Origin of the sequence: Sporocytophaga myxococcoides DSM 11118, from assembly GCF_000426725.1 — a bacterium.
In the GTDB taxonomy this organism is placed as follows: domain Bacteria; phylum Bacteroidota; class Bacteroidia; order Cytophagales; family Cytophagaceae; genus Sporocytophaga; species Sporocytophaga myxococcoides.
The window spans coordinates 529,421-547,212 of sequence record NZ_AUFX01000003.1 but is presented as its reverse complement, the minus strand read 5'-3'; the positions used below and the strand labels follow the sequence as shown (position 1 = coordinate 547,212).

The window sequence follows — 17,792 nt, the reverse complement described above, 5'->3', positions numbered from 1 at the left end:
TTATATTAGGTTGAAAAAAATGAATCAATAGAAAAAAGAGACAGGTACTATGCAGAACCTGTCTCCACAAAACACATTAAAGAACAGACGCAAGACTTTTTAATACAGCTCCTAACCTGATAGAATCGAGGATTCTGGATTGGGAGGAGTTGAGTTTTAATAATGATTCTTCGTGAGCATTGACACACATCTCACAGCCATTCAGGGCACTAATCACGAGGCTGACAAGTTCGAAAAATTCTTTACCTGTAACAGGAGAAGTCATAATACTCATTTTTATTCCTGCAGGGGTCTGAGTATAGAAATCTTTCTGAGTAAAATGTCTGAAACGGTAGTAAACATTGTTGGCATTCAGTAATGATACGCATGATGCAATCTCTGCAATTTCTTCTTCAGAAGCACCTTCTTCTTTACTCCTTGATTCAAGACCTTTGATAAGGGCCTGGTTTTTTTCGTTGATAGCTACACCATATGCGATCAGGTAAGACTCTTTTTTTGATAGGTTTGGTGAGTTAAATCCATTACTGACATTTATCCTTAAATCTTTAAGATATTTCGGATATTTTTCTCCAATGTTTGTTAATATCCCACTATTGAGGGATTCAACGCCAACTTCTCTTAGAAGTGTTGTCAATGTATCTGAAGTTATAGTTGTCATTTTGAAATTGTTTTAGTTATACCGCAAGAGTAGCTTCTCCTTTAGTCCAGTTGCAAGGACAAAGTTCATCTGTCTGCAATGCATCAAGCACTCTTAATACTTCATTTACATTTCTTCCTACACTAAGGTCATTAAGGCTTACCCATCTTACAATCCCGGTCGGATCTACTATATATGTTGCTCTGTATGCCACTTTTTCTTCAGCTTCCAATATTCCCAGTTCTTCCGCAAGCGATCTATTAGTATCCGCAAGCATAGGGAATTTTAGATCTCTTAAATCGTTATGATTGTTTCTCCAGGCATGGTGAACAAATTCTGAATCTGTTGAGGCTCCTATTAATATAGCATCACGATCAGCAAAATCCTGGGCCCTTTTATTAAATTCAGCTATTTCTGTAGGACAAACAAAGGTGAAATCTTTTGGCCACCAGAACATAACCAACCATTGATTATTCGCTTTATAATCTTCAGAACTGATTTCAGAAAATTCTTTACCTTTTTCTAGTGATACCACAGTTTTTTTTCTGAATTCAGGAAATACCGATCCTACTGACAAAATATAGTTTTTCATAAGTTTAAAGTTTTTGTTGTTTGAATTTGAACTGATGCAAATATGGACTACTTGCTTTGATAGAACAAATTGATTATATTTATATATAAATAGATAAAAACTATGACTTTGGTTCAATTGGAATATATAGTTGCCCTGGATACTTTTAGGCATTTTGGTATTGCTGCTGAAAAGTGTTTTGTAACGCAACCTACTCTGAGCATGCAGATTCAAAAGTTGGAAGAAGAGCTTGGAATTTTGCTGTTTGACAGGGGAAAGCAGCCTGTAATTCCAACAGATGCAGGTAAGGATGTAATTGAGCAGGCCCGAAGAGTGCTTAAAGAATCGGCTAAAATAAAAGAGATCATCAATTCTAAAAAAGGTCTTTTAGAAGGAGAAATAAAAATTGGAATAATCCCGACACTTGCTCCTTATCTCATCCCTTTGTTTCTACCTTCATTTATAAAAAAATATCCTTCTGTCAGAGTTATTCTGGAAGAGTTGAAAACAGAAGATATCTTATACCGATTAAAAAATGATTTGCTTGATACTGGTATTTTAGTAGGGCCATTGGGTGATCCTCAGATAAATGAGAAGAAATTATTCTATGAACCTTTTGTTGCCTATGTTTCAAAAAAACATTCTTTATATAAAAAAAAGATTTTAAAGGAAGAGGACTTGGAGGTAAATGACTTATGGCTTTTGCAGGAAGGTCATTGTATGCGTAGTCAGGTATTGAAAATGTGCAAAGCTACAGGAAGGGGTAACGGAGATAATCAGGTAATATATGAGGCCGGTAGTATTGAGACATTGAAAAAACTTGTGGAATTGAATCAGGGGGTAACACTTTTGCCGGAGTTGGCATTAGCTGATTTAAATGCAGGACAAAGAGGAATGGTACGGTATTTTTATGAGCCAGAGCCTGTAAGAGAAGTCGTACTTGTGACCCATAGAAATATAGTGAAAGAAAGACTGAATGAAGTGTTATCTGAAGAGATTATTTCCAAAGTCCCTCAGAAAATGAAAAAAGACAATCCACATATCATTAATATTGAGTTATAAGTAAATATTCAGCAACTATAGCTGAATATTTACATCCACATATTGACGAATGTCTGTGGCCATCATACCGCCGTCAATAGCAGCCTTGATACCTGCATCCCCGTCTTCAAATACCTGACAGTATTTCGGCTGAATACCAATAAGCGATGCACATTGTAAAAAAGTATCAGGTGCGGGCTTCGGGTTCGTAACGTCATCGCATGTTACGATATGTTCAAATTTGTCAAGTATTCCTGCTGCTTTCAAAGTCATCTCAGCAATTTCGCGTGTAGCTCCCGTTCCCAATGCAATAGGAAGTTTTCCTTCATATTTAAGAACAATATCATAAACAGGCTGAAGTGGTTTGACTTCATGAACAAGTTCGAGATAAAGATTTTCTTTTTTTAGCCCTATTTCACGACCATTAAAATTAAGGCCCAGATGTTTAATTAAAAGCTCAAAAACTGTAAGTGTAGGAACCCCTGCATAAGCTTTAAAGAAATCCAAGGGAAAGTCAAAACCATATTCATTACAAGCAATCTGACTAGCTTTATAATGAAGTGACATAGTATCAACAAGAGTCCCATCTATGTCAAATATCAAGCCTTTAGTATTAGGAGAAATAGGAATTTCAATCATGATCATTATTTATAAAGCAAACATAAGGTAAGTATGAGAAAATTCTATGGAAACAGCTGTAATTATAAAAGCTTAATGATATTTTTCAATAGTCTTTCTGGAAGCTCCTGTGTTGAATAAAATGACTCAAACTTTTGATAATATAATTTTTATGGATGTGGAAATTGGTATAATAATGATTTTGAAGCTTTTTATTAATAAATTTTTATGCCTTTAGGAAAATGCTCAAGCCTTGTATACAAGCCTTTGAAAAGAATTAACTTTTTGTAAAGCAACAGAGTTTTCCTATTCTGACTGGCGGGAACATACTTCTTTGCATTTAAATTTAGTCAAGTTTACACAATATAGTTTTTCGAAAAAGTTAAAGTAAATTCTTGTGAAACAGTTTCACTTAATTTCTCAAGTAATCTACTTTCTCTTATTATGAATTTATTCCATGAATTTGTTTTCTTTGTAGAAATCTTTTCGACTTAAAGAACTTATGAGCCAGTATCATCAACTAAAAGTTAAGGAAATAATAAAAGAAACTTCAGACACCATCACAGTTGTCTTTGAAAACGGATCAAAACAAATATCATATAAGTCAGGTCAGTTTCTAACATTGATAGTTCCTGTAAAAGGTGACAAATTGCGAAGATCATATTCGCTCTGCTCTTCTCCTTATACTGATGAAGAATTAGCTGTTACCATTAAAAGGATAGCAAATGGTTTAGTGTCCAATTACCTTCCTGATAATTTAAAAAAAGGCGATTCATTAGAAGTGATGGAGCCTGCAGGAACATTTAATTTTATTCCGGATCCTTCGAGAGCTACTGATATCGTTCTGATTGGAGCAGGAAGTGGCATAACCCCATTGATTTCCATTGCAAAGTCTGCTCTTGAGAAAGAGCCTAAAAGTAATGTATATCTGATTTATGGCAACAGGAATGAAGCCTCCATTATCTTTAAACAGAAACTTGAAGCATTACAATCAGCATTTAAAGAACGTTTTACAGTAGTACATAGACTTAGTCAACCTCAAGATAAATCATTGCCAGCCGGTCGGTTAAACCGATCAGAAGTGATCAAGCTTTTGGAAACTTTTAATAAACTTCAGATTGAACAAGCGGACTATTATGTTTGTGGTCCTGACGGAATGATGCAGGAAGCTATAAGTGCCCTTGAACTTTTAAAAGTTTCAAAGAGCCAGATTAAAAAAGAGAGTTTTCTTCCTGCTGATGCCAGTGCATTAAGTAGTGGCAAGGTTGTAGCAGACAGCCCTGATTCGCCTCAGGACGTTACTATTATCTATCAGGGAAGCGAATATAAAATTACAGTTCCTCCTAATAAATCAATACTTGAGGTTGCATTAAAGCAGAACATCGATTTGCCATATTCTTGTCAGAGTGGTATGTGCACTGCTTGTATGGGTAAATGTATTAGTGGAAAAGTACATCTAGATGATAGCGATGCGCTTTCTGATAAAGAGCTAGAGAAGGGATATGTGCTGACTTGTGTTGGACACCCTGTAACTGCTAATGTAGTAATTGAAATAGATTAACGTCGTGGAAAGCAAAAGAAGATTTTTAAAAGAGGATTTTAAAATAGAAAACTGGGATTCTGTAAAACCATTTTTCGAAAAATTAGAATCGAGGGAAATTAAAAATGCACAAGAGTTGAAGCAATGGTTTTTGGACAGAAGCGAATTAGAATCCGTACTTTCAGAAGACCTTGCATGGCGATATATCAGGATGACTGGAGACACTGCAAATAAAGAGTTTGTTGATAGTTTCAACTTCTTTATTTCAGAAATACAACCACATGTAGCGCCTTATACAAATTCTTTAAACAAGAAGGCTATTGAAAGTCCTTTCATTGAAGGGCTTCAGGAGCAAGGGTTTGATATTCTAAGAAGAACTCTTAAAAAGGACTTTGAAATTTTCAGAGAGAAGAACATTCCACTTTTTACAGAGCTAGATCAGGAGGCTCAACAGTTTGGCTCCATTTCCGGTGCTATGACTGTTATGATAGAAGGTAAAGAACAAACTCTTCAGCAAGCTTCAGATTATTTGCAATCATCAGACAGGAAAGTAAGAGAAAATGCATTTAGGGGGATAGCTGCAAGGAGACTAAAGGATAAAGATAAGCTGGATGCTCTGTTAGATAAGTTAGTTAAGCTTAGGAATGATGTTGCACTAAATGCTGATTTTCCCAACTTCAGAGATTATATGTTTCGCTCTATGGGGCGCTTTGATTATACAGTGGAAGATTGCTATGCATTTCATGAAGCCATAAAGTCAGAAGTCGTTCCTCTTTTGAATAAGCTTGCAACAGAAAGAAAAAATGCATTGGGCGTCGATCAGTTAAAGCCGTGGGATAGCAATATAAATTATCTTGGTACTGTGCCTTTAAAGCCTTTTGAAACAGGGGAGGAGCTTGAAGAAAAGACTATTAAGTGCTTCACCCAAATAGATCCGTATTTGGGCGAATGCATTTCAGTAATGAAGCAGATGGGACATCTGGACTTGGTTTCAAGAAAAGGTAAAGCTCCAGGTGGATATAACTATCCCCTTGATGAAACTGGAGTTCCATTTATATTTATGAATGCAACTTCCTCATTAAGAGATCTTGTTACAATGGTTCATGAAGGCGGACATGCATTACATTCATTTCTTACAAAAGATCTACAATTGAATGCGTTTAAGCAAGTCCCGTCTGAAGTAGCGGAGCTAGCTTCAATGTCAATGGAACTAATTAGTATGGAGTATTGGAATATTTTTTTCCCGAATCCGGAAGATCTTATCAGAGCCAAAAGAGAGCATTTGGAAAGTATTATATCTACGTTACCTTGGGTAGCTACAATTGATAAGTTTCAACATTGGATGTACCTGCATCCTCAACATACTGCAGAACAAAGAAAAAGCATCTGGAAAAATATCGTTACTGAATTTAGTAATAGCATCACTGATTGGACAGGTCTTGAAGAAAGTCTAGAGTATTTGTGGCAGAAGCAATTACATATTTTTGAAGTGCCATTTTATTATATTGAATATGGAATGGCGCAACTTGGCGCCATTGCTGTATGGAAGAATTATAAAGAGAATCCTGAAAAGGGTTATAATGCTTATAAAGCAGCTTTAAAGCTTGGATATACCAAACCAATTGGTGCCATTTATGAGGCAGCAGGAATAAAGTTTGATTTTTCTAAAGAAAATATAAAGAACCTAATAGGATTTGTTCAGTCTGAATTGTCAAAACTAAAGATTTGAATCAGGGCTGAATTTGAAATAACGGACGGATTTTATATTCCGAATAAGGGGCGCCCATTTTAGTGAGGCGTCCTTTATTATTTGTGACAATTTCATTGAATTGAATTGCCCATCTATCATACTTGTATCTGAAAACTATCAGATTACCGTCAGCGGAGGCAATGGAGTTTTCAAGTTTGGCAATCAATGGATGTTCTTCTGTGGATGGTGTGGAAGCAATCAATGCTAAGGTACGTCGGATCAAATTGTCTGTCATGATATCATAATCATCAATAGCCTGGCTTGTCATGCTCTCCGGGCGAAGCATCGCTGCTTTTACAATTTTAACAGATGATTTCAGACTATCTATTTTAACAGGGTTTGAGCCATTGATATAAGAAAGTTCATCCAGCAATCTGTCGATGGATTGTAGTTTGTCCTTTTCAGATGCATCCATGGATGACCAGTATGTACTCATACTATCTACAACCAACCTAAGATTAGACTTGAAATCTGGCTGAGTAGAAGTAGTAGATGCTGTTTTCTTAGAACATGAATAAAAGATGGCTATCCCAATAATAGCCATAATTAATTTTGTGTGTAGATTATTGAACATTGGAAGATCCCATGAATTCATTTTTCTCTTTCATTTCGCTATATGGAGGGCCAGCTGCTGTCAGTTCTTTCTGATAAGCTTTGACAAAACTGTTGTTTATCATGACCCATCTTCCGTAGTTAACCCTTAATTTGATCAGAGTGTTTGTGTTTGCTTCATTTATTTCACTTATCAACTCTTCCGCAAGTGGATGCTGAGGTAATTCCGGAGTGCTGCCTGCAAGCGCCATTACGCGGGCTATATATTTATCTGTCAGTGCGTCATATTTATCGATAGCTTGAGCATCCATCGTTTCCTGAGTGTAACGGGTATTTTTAACCTGATCACAGGCTTTAACAAGAGAATCATGAAGAAGGTGATTATATCCGGAAGTATATGATATTTCCTGAAGCAGGCGTTTTATATTTTCAAATTTCTGGTCATCGGAAATAATCATTTTATTCCAATTTGCCTTAAGGCTATCTGAAATAACATCAGCACTGATTAGTATACTGTCCTTTTCAACCTGGCCCTGGCCTTTCTGTGCAGTCTCCGGTTTTTCATTTTTACAACCAATCAGGTAAAAAGCAAAAACAACTGAAAATAAAATAGAAGCGATTCTCATAAATTAAGTTAAGAAATATCAATAAAGTCAAAATTATATTTTTCTTATAAATTCAGAAACGAATGAATGAAATTTATGATCTGTTGACGTACTTTCTTTTTTTAAGTTTTTTATAAAAAAGCCTTAAAACGAATTCCTTTGACATTTATTTTAGGATTTTTCAAATATGAGAAATGTAAAATTTAGTGCTTACCTTTTCATTTTAATATGGATTAAGTTATGAAAAGCATTAAAACAGATGTAATTTCACATCCTTGATACATTAAAATTAAGATAATAAACGTTGTAAGGAATAAAAATTTGGCATGAAAAAAGGTACTGTTCTTTTTATTATTATTTTTTGCTCTGTTCATTTTGCTTTCGGACAATTAACAGCTCCCAAATACAGTAACGAATTTTTGAATATTGGTGTAGGCTCTCGGGCTTTAGGCATGTTCAATGTTCAGGCTGCCACAGTTGGGGATGTAACTGCGGGTTACTGGAATCCTGCAGGTTTATTAAAGATTCAGTCTAAATATGAGCTTGCCGGTATGCACGCAGAATATTTTGCTGGTATGGCTAAGTATGACTATCTGGGAGCAGCAGTGAGACTTGACAGTAACTCTGTCTTGGCAATCAACGCCATCCGATTTGGGACGGATGAAATCCCTAATACATTAAATTTATATGACAATCAAGGAAACAATACGCCAAATTATAATAATATAAGTTATTTTTCTTCTGCAGATTATGCTTTTCTTGTTTCGTTTGCCCGTACTAATAATCTATTACCAGGATTAAATCTGGGTGCAACATTGAAAGTGATTCACAGAACAGTAGGTCCATTTGGTAATGCATGGGGATTTGGTCTGGACGCAGGTGCTCAGTATGTAAGAAAAAACTGGCAGTTTGGGCTTATGGCTAGAGATGTAACCGGTACTTACAATGCCTGGTCTTTTAACACAGCATTATTTGAGAAAACTTTTGCTCAAACAGGCAATGAGATCCCTCAGAATTCAATAGAAGTAACATTGCCAAGATTGATATTTGGTGTGGGAAGGTCTAAAAGATTTAAGCAGGATAAGTTTGGCCTATTGGCAGGTGTGGATTTTGATTTTACTTTTGATAGAAAAAGAAACGTATTAGTGAAATCCAATTTTGCATCAATTGATCCTCACGTAGGTCTGGAGTTGGATTATAAAAAAATAGTCTTTCTTCGTGCCGGTGCCGGAAACACTCAGCAGATAAAAGATTTTGATGGTAAATCCAAAACGGATGTTCAGGCTAATTTCGGAGTCGGAATAAAAATAAACAGGGTATCTATAGATTATGCACTCACAGGTGTTGGAGCCAATGCTAATCTATATTCCAATATTTTTTCTTTAAAGCTTGCTCTTAAGTAGTAGTTTATGGTGAAGCATTTTCTAAAATATGGTTTCCTTTTTTCTTTCATTTTATTCTTTCATTGTTCCTTTGCCCAGATATATGGAAATGAATGGATAGTTTCAGGACAACGATATTTTAGAATCCCGGTATCAAAGAGTGGAATGTATGTGTTAACCTACAACGATCTTGTAAGTGCAGGCGTCCCATTAAGTAGTTCTGATGCGAGGAAGATACAACTCTTTCATCGTGGAAAAGAGCAGGCAATTCGCTTAAAAGGAGAGGATGATACACATTTTGATCAGACTGATTCTTTGATTTTTTATGGAATAAGAAACAATGGTGAATTAGACAGCCTTCTTTACGATCCTTATTATAGCCAGCCTCATAAATATTATAATTTATATTCCGATACGACTGCATATTTTCTTACAATATCTGGTTCTTTTAATGGAAAGAGAATGCAGGAATTTACTGGAGATTTTTCAGAATCACCTGAGCAATATCATCTCGAAGAAATTTTAAATGTCTTTACTGATGAATATGACAGGGGTGTAAACTATTCTATTGAAACAGCAAAGTCTTCTTGGGACTATGGAGAAGGCTGGACTGGCCCATTAAAATATAATGGAGAAAGTAGTGAATATTCATTAAGTATAAATAATTACTATAGTGCCGGACAATTACCTAAGCTTGAAATTCTTTTTTCTGGAAGAAATGATCTCAATCATAATATTCAGATTATCCTGGGAAATGATGCATCCTCCAGTCCTTATTCTTACATTGTAAATGGTTTTTCAAATCATACCAATAAGAAGTTTCAGGTTGATGTAAATCCATTGGCTTTCTCGGGCGGACAGCTTAAAGTTACCATAAAAATATTGGGAGTTGCCCCTAACGCAGATGCAGTGTCAGTGGCATATATTAAGCTTACATATCCTCAGGTAACAGATATGTCTGGACGGACAGAGGCGGTGTTAAATCTTTTACCTTCAGCAAAGTTAGTTTCCTTGTCCGGTATATTTTCTATTCCGTCAATACCTGTTGTATATGATATATATGACAGAAATAATCTGAAGTTAATTAAAGGACAATTAACAGGAGGCAAACTTCAATTACCTGTCAATAATCTGTCAGGATCAAAATATCTGATAACCGGAATCTCTAGCTATAACAGGGTTATAAAGATTAATGAAACAGATCTTACTCCGTATCCATTAAATCTGGACTATCTGATCATTACGCATCGCCTGTTATTAACAAAAGCTAGTGAATACGCAGCTTATAGACAATCTATTGAGGGAGGAGGTCATAAACCTCTTGTTGTTGATGTATTGAAGCTCTATGATTTATTTACATATGGGGAGAAGACCCCTGCAGCTGTCAGGAAGTTTCTAAGTTATTATGTTGATAAAGGTAAGCCAGAATATGCCCTAATTCTTGGTAAAGGATTGGATCCTGCACATGGTTCTCCAGGAAACTATTATAGAAATAATCCTCAATCATTTATTAATTCACCCATTGCTCAGGACAGAGTACAAGATTTGATTCCTGCAGGTGGAAGTCCTGGAAGTGATTGGACTTATGTTATAGGGCTAGGAGGGAAAGATAAGTATGTACCTGCTATTCCAATAGGGAGGATACCTGCTACAAATTCTGACAGGCTGAATAATTATTTAAATAAAATTAAAGAGCATGAAAATGCTGTTCTCAATCCCAATGCACTATGGCGGAAGAATTTGTTGCATCTGAGCGGAGGTGCAAATGAATCTCAGATCATAACATTCAGAGACTATCTAAAAGGATTTAAAACAATAGCTGAAGGTCCTTTTTGGGGAGGAAGGGTTAAGAGTTTTGCAAAGAGTTCTACAAACCCTACTGAATTTATGAATGTATCAGCAGAGGTGAACAGCGGGGTAGGTTTAATTACTTTTTTGGGACATTCATCCTCAACTTATTCTGAAATTGATATTGGTTTTGCTTCACTTAATGTTTACGGGTATAACAATAAAGGTAGATATCCCATGATATTGATGAATGGATGTGCTTCTTCCAATATTTATTTTGGTTATTCATTTGCTGAAGATTGGCTTTTAACTCCCAATAAAGGAGCTGTAATATTTGTTGGGCATACAGATGCTGGATATCCGCATGAGATGAGACGTTACTCTTCAATTTTCTACGAGAAGATGTTCAAGGATACTACAGGAATGCAAAGGCCTATAGGACAAATTCAACGTGATGTAATTGAAGCATATCTTAAAGGATCAAATAATGAGGTTGCTATTGCCAATTCGGAACAAATGATTCTTGTAGGTGATCCTGCTTTGCGGGTTTATGCTCCAGGGTATTCTCAGTATGGAAAGGACAGGACCGATTATTCTATAAATAGTACCGGGATATTTATAAAATCTTTTGATGGGAATAATGTGAATGCTTTATCAGACTCATTTTCAATTGGGATTCCTATCAGTAATTTTGGCATAACAAATTCGGATTCTTTTAGCATTTGTATTAAAAGAGAAGTTGGGACAAAAGTAATTAATTATCCTCCGGTTTTCTATCCTCCGATTTATTATGAAGACACACTATACTATGTTATAAGCTCTAAAGATGTTTCAACCTACGGGCCTAATACTTTTGAAGTGACGATTGATTGCGAAAATAAAATTCCAGAAGTTGATGATGTAGTGAATAATAAATTGTCTTTGGACTATTTTATGCCATTGAGCGGGGTTCAGTGTTTATTTCCTAGAGAGTTCAGTATCGTCAATCAGCAACCTGTTACATTCATAGCTCAGACAACAGATTTACTGCAAGAATCAGAGAATTACATAATAGAACTTGATACGTCAAAGGTCTTTAATAGTCCTTTTAAAAAATCCATAACTGTAAATTCTGGCTCACTCATTAAGTGGGAGAATGTAAAGCTGATGGATAATTTACCTCAGTATGATAGCCTAGTCTATTATTGGCGTGTAAGGAAGTCTGTTCTTCATCCGGGTGAAACAGAAATTTGGGCCAACAGTTCATTTATCTATATAAAAGAAAGCCCTGAAGGCTGGTCTCAATCACAAACAGGTCAGTTGAACAAAAATGACCTGGATCATCTCTTGATTGATGATATGAAAGGTAAATTGAAGTTTGAAAATGTATCAACTTCATTGAATATAAAAACAGATGGGCCAGATTATGATACCATTAATACAGAATTTACACCAGAGCAGTTTCGTCAGGCTTGGGCCAATGTAAATGGTGTAGCTCAGGTTTTTAATGGAAGGTCAGGTGCTTATTGCTATCAGGATGTGTTGTATTGCCTTTCGGTTGATAAAATAACAGGTCTTCCTTATTATGCAATGAGTAATCAGGAAATCACTTACTGTGGCAGGAATAACAGGCTGTTTGCCAGACTACCTGATACTGTGTCAATAAGAAAATATATCAATGCTATAAAGAAGGACGATTATATTTTACTATTTAACTTTGGTATTGTTAAGTTTGAAGAATGGTCTCCGTCACTCAAGACCTTGATAAAACAATATACCGGAGCAAAATATTTAGATAGTTTAAAGAATAAATACGGATATATATTGCTTGCAAAAAAAGGAGAATCTACTCCTATATTTGAAGAATATTCAACTAAGAAAGTAGAGCTTACTACAAATATCCTGGGGAGTTTTTATCAAGGAGTTATGACCTCACCGCTTATCGGGCCTGCAGATCAATGGGGAACTTTGTTCAGGAATATTTCAAAAGACGGTGATAAAAAATATAACTTAAAAATTATAGCATATAAATTTGATGGTCTTAGTGACACTATTTCTATTGAAGATAAAGATAGTCTTGACCTAAGTAAAATAATTGATTCGGATATTTATCCATACATCAAGTTAAGTGTATATCTGGAAGATTCAGTAAACCTTGTCCCTCCTGATTTTGGCAAATGGCAAGTTATTTATAGCCCAATTCCAGAAGGAACCTTGAATATACAAGCAGCAGGTGCTGATCAATATTCTATAAAGAATAAGTATGAAGGTGAAAATGTAAATCTTAAGTTTGTCTTTGATAATATAACAAATCTACCCTTTAAGGATTCCCTAAAAGTTAGATATATCCAAAAAAGTTTAGTGACTGGGAAAGCAGATACCACTCTTGTGAATATTGGAAAACTTGCTCCTTTTGGAACGATCTCTTTTAATCAAAACTTAAATACTGCCGGGTTTTCAGGAAGAAATCAATTTCAGATTTATGTAAACCCTAAACTTCAAAAGGAACAATATTACACCAATAATATCCTTGAATTAAACTATTCAGTTGATAAAGACAATACAAATCCTTTGTTAGATGTCCTATTTGACGGAGCCCATATTATGGATGGGGATATTGTTTCACCAAGTCCAGTTATTAATGTAATTATTAATGATGAAAATAAATACCTTTTGAAAAAAGATACTACCGGTGTTTTGATCTTTCTTCAGCGGGGCAATGGACAACCGGAGCCTATTTATTTCAACAATCCGAATATTTTAAGATGGGGGCAAAATGGTGAAAAAGGAACAAACAGATTCAGTGTTGACTATAATCCGAAAAATCTTCCTGATGGAATGTACAAATTAATAGTCCAAGGAACAGATGCTTCTAATAATAGGGCTGGTAGCAATTTTTATGAAATATCATTTGAAGTGATTAATGAATCAACTATTAGTCACTTTTATCCATATCCAAATCCATTCTCTACCAGTACCAGATTTGTTTTTACTCTTACCGGTTCTGAAATACCAGAGGATCTTAAGATTCAAATCATGACTGTGACAGGAAAAGTAGTAAGGGAAATTACCAAAGCAGAGCTTGGTAGTATTAGAATTGGACACAATAAATCAGAATATGCCTGGGATGGAGCTGATGAATTCGGTGATAAGCTTGCGAATGGTGTTTATTTATATCGTGTCATTATAAAGAATGCAGGAGACAATTTTAAAAGAAGGTCTACTGCTGGTGATAAAGCGTTTAAAAAGGATTATGGAAAACTCTATATTTTAAGATAGATAAGTAATTGTAGTGGTTCATTTTTTATGGTATACCAGGAATGAATAGGGATATTTATTCTTTTCATCAGAAGTAAAATCCTGTTTTGATTCTTCTTTCCATAGAGCCATATCAAACTGAAGATATACATCACCTACAAAATTCTCATGAATTCTTGTAAGATAAAGCTTATCAGCAAATCTTTCAGATTGATTAATGATGTCTGCACCTCCAATTATAAAGGCCTCTGACTCGTTATTATCGCTACAATATTTAAAGGCATCTTCTATTGAATGAACTACAGTAGCTCCGGGGACTGAATAGGTTTTATCTCTTGTCACTATTACAAATACCCTTCCTGGTAATATCTTACCTATCGACTCATAGGTTTTTCTCCCCATGATTACATGATGGCCCATTGTAAGGTTCTTAAAATATTTTAAGTCGGCAGGAAGATGCCAGGGAAGCTTATTTTCATATCCGATAACATCATTGACCGATACAGCTACTATTATTGATTTTAGCATGGTTTATATCCTCTTAGAAATTCGTCGATCATCATTCTTTTCTTTCCTTCAAGCTGAATTTCTTCAAGGCTGAGATATCCATTGCCGGTTTTGAAATACAGATAGGTTTTATTATCACATAAAAATGATTTCTGTTCTGGGTTTTCTACATTGATGGCATTCACAATTGAAGCCTTGTAAATTTTCAGAACCTTATCATTTAATATTGTCCATGCTGAAGGGACCGGAGAGAGGCCTCTTATCAGGTTCTCTATGTCTGCTGATGATTTTGACCAATCGATCTTTCCGGTTTCCTTTGAAATTTTAGGGGCAGGCTTCAGCTCTTTAGACATAACCTGAGGCTTTGGAACGATTGTATCATTTTTAATTGCATGAACAGTATTAAGCACAAGCTCTGCTCCAAGGTTCATCAGCCTTCCGTATAGCATTTCAAAATTATCTTCTAAATAAATAGGTTCTTTCTCCTGAAATATTATATCTCCAGTGTCTATTTCATGCTTAAGGAAAAATGTTGTAATACCTGTTTCTTTTTCCCCATTTATAATAGCCCAATTGATTGGTGCTGCGCCGCGGTATTGGGGCAGGAGAGAAGCATGTAGATTGAATGTACCTATTTCTGGCATATTCCAGACTGATTCGGGAAGCATACGGAATGCTACAACTATCTGAAGGTTGGCATTATAACTCTTCAGTTCTTCCAGAAATGCAGGATCTTTTAGACTTACAGGCTGCAAAACAGGAATGTTTACAGATTCTGCATATTCCTTTACTGGTGAAGCTTTAAGTTTTAAACCACGACCTGCAGGCTTATCAGGAGCAGTCACTACAGCTACTACATTATATGAGTTCTTTACTAATATTTTAAGACTGGGAACTGCGAAATCGGGTGTTCCCATATAAATGATTCTTAGGTCTTTGGGCATAAAGTTATGTTATCAAGAGACTAATAATGAGTTTAAAAATCTTTGTATAAAAGATATTTTTTTCTCATGAGCTTGTATTTGTCAAGGTTAGCCTGCCAGCTTTCTCTGATAGCAGTTTCGCTCATCCCTTTTTTTATTTGATCCTGCAAGCTACTGTTTCCTGCAAGTTTATTGAAAAAGTTATTAAAGTATTTTTCTTTGTCTGGTGCTTTTTTATACATGTCAATTACATATCTCAACTTCAAGCCTGGCTCAGGATATAGCTTAGTAAGATCAACTCCATAACATACTTTATTTTCATAAGGGGGATTTTTGGCTCCCGGCGTTGAAACAGGTTTAAATGTGTCTTTTCCATATGCGGTATCAGGTGCACCAATAACCTGAAATGCTTTATCTGTTCCTCTTCCAACGGACATTACAGTACCTTCAAACAGCCCTAGTGATGGATAAAGCATGATTGACAAGTCATTGGGTAAGTTAGGTGAAGGTTTTACAGGCAGAGCATAATGGTCTTTATGTTCGTAGTTCTTTACCTTTATAATCTTAAGATTACATGTTTTGTTGCTGTCCAGCCAATGTTCACCATTGATCATTTGAGCAAGTTCGGCAACTGTCAAACCATGAACAATTGGAATAGGGTGCATACCTACAAAAGATTTATACTTAGGTTCAAGGACTGGTCCATCAATATAAAATCCATTGGGATTAGGCCTGTCTAGGATTAATAATGTTTTGCCATTCTCTGAACAGGCTTGCATTAAATAATGCATTGTACTTATGTAAGTATAAAATCTTGCACCGACATCCTGAATGTCAAAGATTATAATATCCAAGTCTTTAAGCTGGTCAGCAGAAGGCTTTTTGTTGGCCCCATAGAGCGAAATCAGCGGCAATCCTGTTTTTTTATCAACATCATTTTTCACTGTTTCACCTGCATCTGCTTCTCCACGAAAACCATGCTCCGGTGCAAATATTTTTTTGATTTTCACACCACGGCTTAGTAAAGTGTCAGCCAGGTGGGTATTATTAATCAGACTGGTTTGGTTTACTACCAGGGCTACATTTTTACCTTTTAAAAAAGGTAAATATTCTTCAGTCTGATAAGCCCCTGGGAGTATTGGTGAAGCTGTCATCTGAGAAGGATTATCTTTTGCTGAATCGGTTTGCTTATCTGTTGAATGGCAGGACGAAACATTAACCAGCAGGCTGAACGACAGGAAAAAAGCCAAAAACATTTTGTTCATTTTTAAATTTTTTGAATGATAAACAAATATGTAAGTATATTTAAGGGTTAAAATTAAAACGATTTTTTAGATGGTTTATAATTTTCCTTCTTTTATTAAGATCGTTTTTATAATAATCAGTTCCATAAATTGAAAGTTATTTTCCGCTCGATCGGTTCATGAATATATACCAATTTATTTCCAGCAGAATTCGTCACGTCAGGAAAGATTCTTTTACATATCTGGTGAGGAATATAGCGATAGCAAGTATTGCCATTGGGCTTGCTTTCATTATCGTGTCTTTTGGAATACTGGAAGGCTTTAAAAAGAGAATCAAAGAAAAGATTTTTAGTTTTGGAGCTCATATCCAAGTCAGCAGGCATGATATCAGTCGTTCTTATGAAGAATCTCCTTTTCCCAAACACACAGATTTATACGATCATCCTTCAAAGATTGGTGAGATAGCTCATATTCAGGTTTATAGCAAAAAGGCAGGTTTGCTTAAAACAGACGAGGAAGTAAATGGAGTAATCGTTAAAGGAATAGGAAAGGACTTCAGCTTTTCCAGGTTTAAAAATAATATCGTAGAAGGAAGATTTCTGACATTGCCGGATAGTGGATATTCCAGAGAAATAATGATCAGTAAAAGAATTGCCAATAAAATGAGACTAAGCATTGGCGACAGTGTTATGATCTTTTTTGTTCAAAATCCCCCACGATATAGGAAGCTTCTGATTAAAGGAATTTATGAAACTGGTCTTGAAGAGTTTGATGATCTCATCATACTTGGAGATATCAGGCTTCTACAGAAAATTAACAATTGGAATGAGGAACTGATCGGTGGTTATGAAATCTTTCTTAAAGATTTTTCAACACTGACGACCGCTTCAGAAAAGGTATTTGAAGCAATGGATTATGACATGCAACTGGAAAAGATAACCGATAGGTATATTCAGATTTTTGACTGGTTAGCTTTGTTAAACCGAAACGTTGCCATATTTCTGGTCCTGATTCTTTTTGTAGCCAGCTTCAATATGGTTTCAACACTTTTTATCATGATCATGGAAAGAACTCGGATGATTGGGATATTAAAAGCTTTCGGAGCTACTGATGGACAAATTCGAGGTGTTTTCTGGTACAACGGTATTTTTATTATTCTGAAAGGTATGCTTTGGGGAAATATTGCAGGTATTGGTTTTTGTCTTGTTCAGTATTATTTTAAGATTATACCTCTTGATCCTGAAAACTATTACATGAGTTCAGTTCCTATCGAATGGAATTTTGAAGTATTGGGATTGATTAATTTGATGACATTTACACTGATAGCTCTGGTTATGTTTATTCCGGTGTTTGTGATTTCAAAAATTAAACCGGTTAAATCAATTAAGTTTAGCTAG

Annotated in this window: 14 protein-coding genes; 6 read left to right on the top strand and 8 right to left on the bottom strand. The window is 35.5% G+C overall.

Annotated elements, in window-relative coordinates; genetic code table 11:
- Window positions 1-76: 76 nt before the first annotated feature.
- Complete coding sequence (locus K350_RS0101990; RefSeq protein ID WP_028978492.1) at window positions 77-658, bottom strand: carboxymuconolactone decarboxylase family protein; 582 nt, start codon at window positions 656-658, stop codon at window positions 77-79.
- Between the two features lie 16 nt (window positions 659-674).
- Complete coding sequence (locus K350_RS0101985) at window positions 675-1,229, bottom strand: peroxiredoxin (protein ID WP_028978491.1); 555 nt, start codon at window positions 1,227-1,229, stop codon at window positions 675-677.
- A 102-nt stretch (window positions 1,230-1,331) separates the two neighbouring features.
- On the opposite strand from K350_RS0101985, the gene K350_RS0101980 reads away from it, so the two are divergent.
- Window positions 1,332-2,270, top strand: a complete 939-nt coding sequence (locus tag K350_RS0101980) for a hydrogen peroxide-inducible genes activator (RefSeq protein ID WP_028978490.1) — start codon at window positions 1,332-1,334, stop codon at window positions 2,268-2,270.
- Window positions 2,271-2,285: 15 nt separating this feature from the next.
- Here K350_RS0101980 and K350_RS0101975 read toward each other — a convergent pair whose 3' ends face one another.
- Window positions 2,286-2,888 carry an HAD family hydrolase gene (locus tag K350_RS0101975; protein ID WP_028978489.1) on the bottom strand — a complete coding sequence of 201 codons (603 nt, stop codon included), beginning with the start codon at window positions 2,886-2,888 and terminating at the stop codon, window positions 2,286-2,288.
- Between the two features lie 481 nt (window positions 2,889-3,369).
- Here K350_RS0101975 and K350_RS0101970 point away from each other — a divergent pair, with 481 nt between their 5' ends.
- Both K350_RS0101970 and K350_RS0101965 read left to right on the top strand, forming a co-directional pair.
- Complete coding sequence (locus tag K350_RS0101970; RefSeq protein ID WP_028978488.1) at window positions 3,370-4,428, top strand: ferredoxin--NADP reductase; 1,059 nt, start codon at window positions 3,370-3,372, stop codon at window positions 4,426-4,428.
- A gap of 4 nt (window positions 4,429-4,432) precedes the next feature.
- Window positions 4,433-6,136, top strand: a complete 1,704-nt coding sequence (locus tag K350_RS0101965) for a M3 family oligoendopeptidase (protein ID WP_245598403.1) — start codon at window positions 4,433-4,435, stop codon at window positions 6,134-6,136.
- A 1-nt stretch (window position 6,137) separates the two neighbouring features.
- On the opposite strand, the gene K350_RS0101960 is transcribed toward K350_RS0101965, so the two are convergent.
- The gene (locus K350_RS0101960; protein WP_156026839.1) at window positions 6,138-6,701 is read right to left on the bottom strand and encodes a hypothetical protein; all 564 of its coding nucleotides are present in this window, start codon (window positions 6,699-6,701) and stop codon (window positions 6,138-6,140) included.
- A gap of 19 nt (window positions 6,702-6,720) precedes the next feature.
- Window positions 6,721-7,335 carry a hypothetical protein gene (locus K350_RS0101955; protein WP_028978485.1) on the bottom strand — a complete coding sequence of 205 codons (615 nt, stop codon included), beginning with the start codon at window positions 7,333-7,335 and terminating at the stop codon, window positions 6,721-6,723.
- A gap of 305 nt (window positions 7,336-7,640) precedes the next feature.
- Here K350_RS0101955 and K350_RS0101950 point away from each other — a divergent pair, with 305 nt between their 5' ends.
- Both K350_RS0101950 and porU2 read left to right on the top strand, forming a co-directional pair.
- Window positions 7,641-8,717: a putative type IX sorting system protein PorV2 gene (locus tag K350_RS0101950; RefSeq protein WP_051312764.1), complete on the top strand. Its 1,077-nt coding sequence runs from the start codon at window positions 7,641-7,643 to the stop codon at window positions 8,715-8,717.
- Window positions 8,718-8,723: 6 nt separating this feature from the next.
- A complete protein-coding gene (gene porU2 / locus K350_RS0101945; RefSeq protein ID WP_028978483.1) occupies window positions 8,724-13,742 on the top strand; it encodes a putative type IX secretion system sortase PorU2 in 5,019 nt (1,672 codons plus the stop codon).
- A gap of 18 nt (window positions 13,743-13,760) precedes the next feature.
- On the opposite strand, the gene K350_RS0101940 is transcribed toward porU2, so the two are convergent.
- The 3 genes from K350_RS0101940 to K350_RS0101930 are packed head-to-tail and all read right to left on the bottom strand — an operon-like array spanning window position 13,761 to window position 16,416.
- A complete protein-coding gene (locus K350_RS0101940) occupies window positions 13,761-14,249 on the bottom strand; it encodes a dihydrofolate reductase (RefSeq protein WP_028978482.1) in 489 nt (162 codons plus the stop codon).
- Window positions 14,243-15,172, bottom strand: coding sequence for a methionyl-tRNA formyltransferase (gene fmt / locus K350_RS0101935; RefSeq protein ID WP_028978481.1), 930 nt, complete (start codon window positions 15,170-15,172; stop codon window positions 14,243-14,245). The genes K350_RS0101940 and fmt overlap by 7 nt, the downstream gene beginning before the upstream one ends.
- A 32-nt stretch (window positions 15,173-15,204) precedes the next feature.
- Complete coding sequence (locus K350_RS0101930; RefSeq protein ID WP_051312763.1) at window positions 15,205-16,416, bottom strand: exo-beta-N-acetylmuramidase NamZ family protein; 1,212 nt, start codon at window positions 16,414-16,416, stop codon at window positions 15,205-15,207.
- A gap of 158 nt (window positions 16,417-16,574) precedes the next feature.
- Between K350_RS0101930 and K350_RS0101925 the strand changes: the two genes are divergently transcribed.
- Window positions 16,575-17,792, top strand: a complete 1,218-nt coding sequence (locus K350_RS0101925; protein ID WP_028978479.1) for an ABC transporter permease — start codon at window positions 16,575-16,577, stop codon at window positions 17,790-17,792.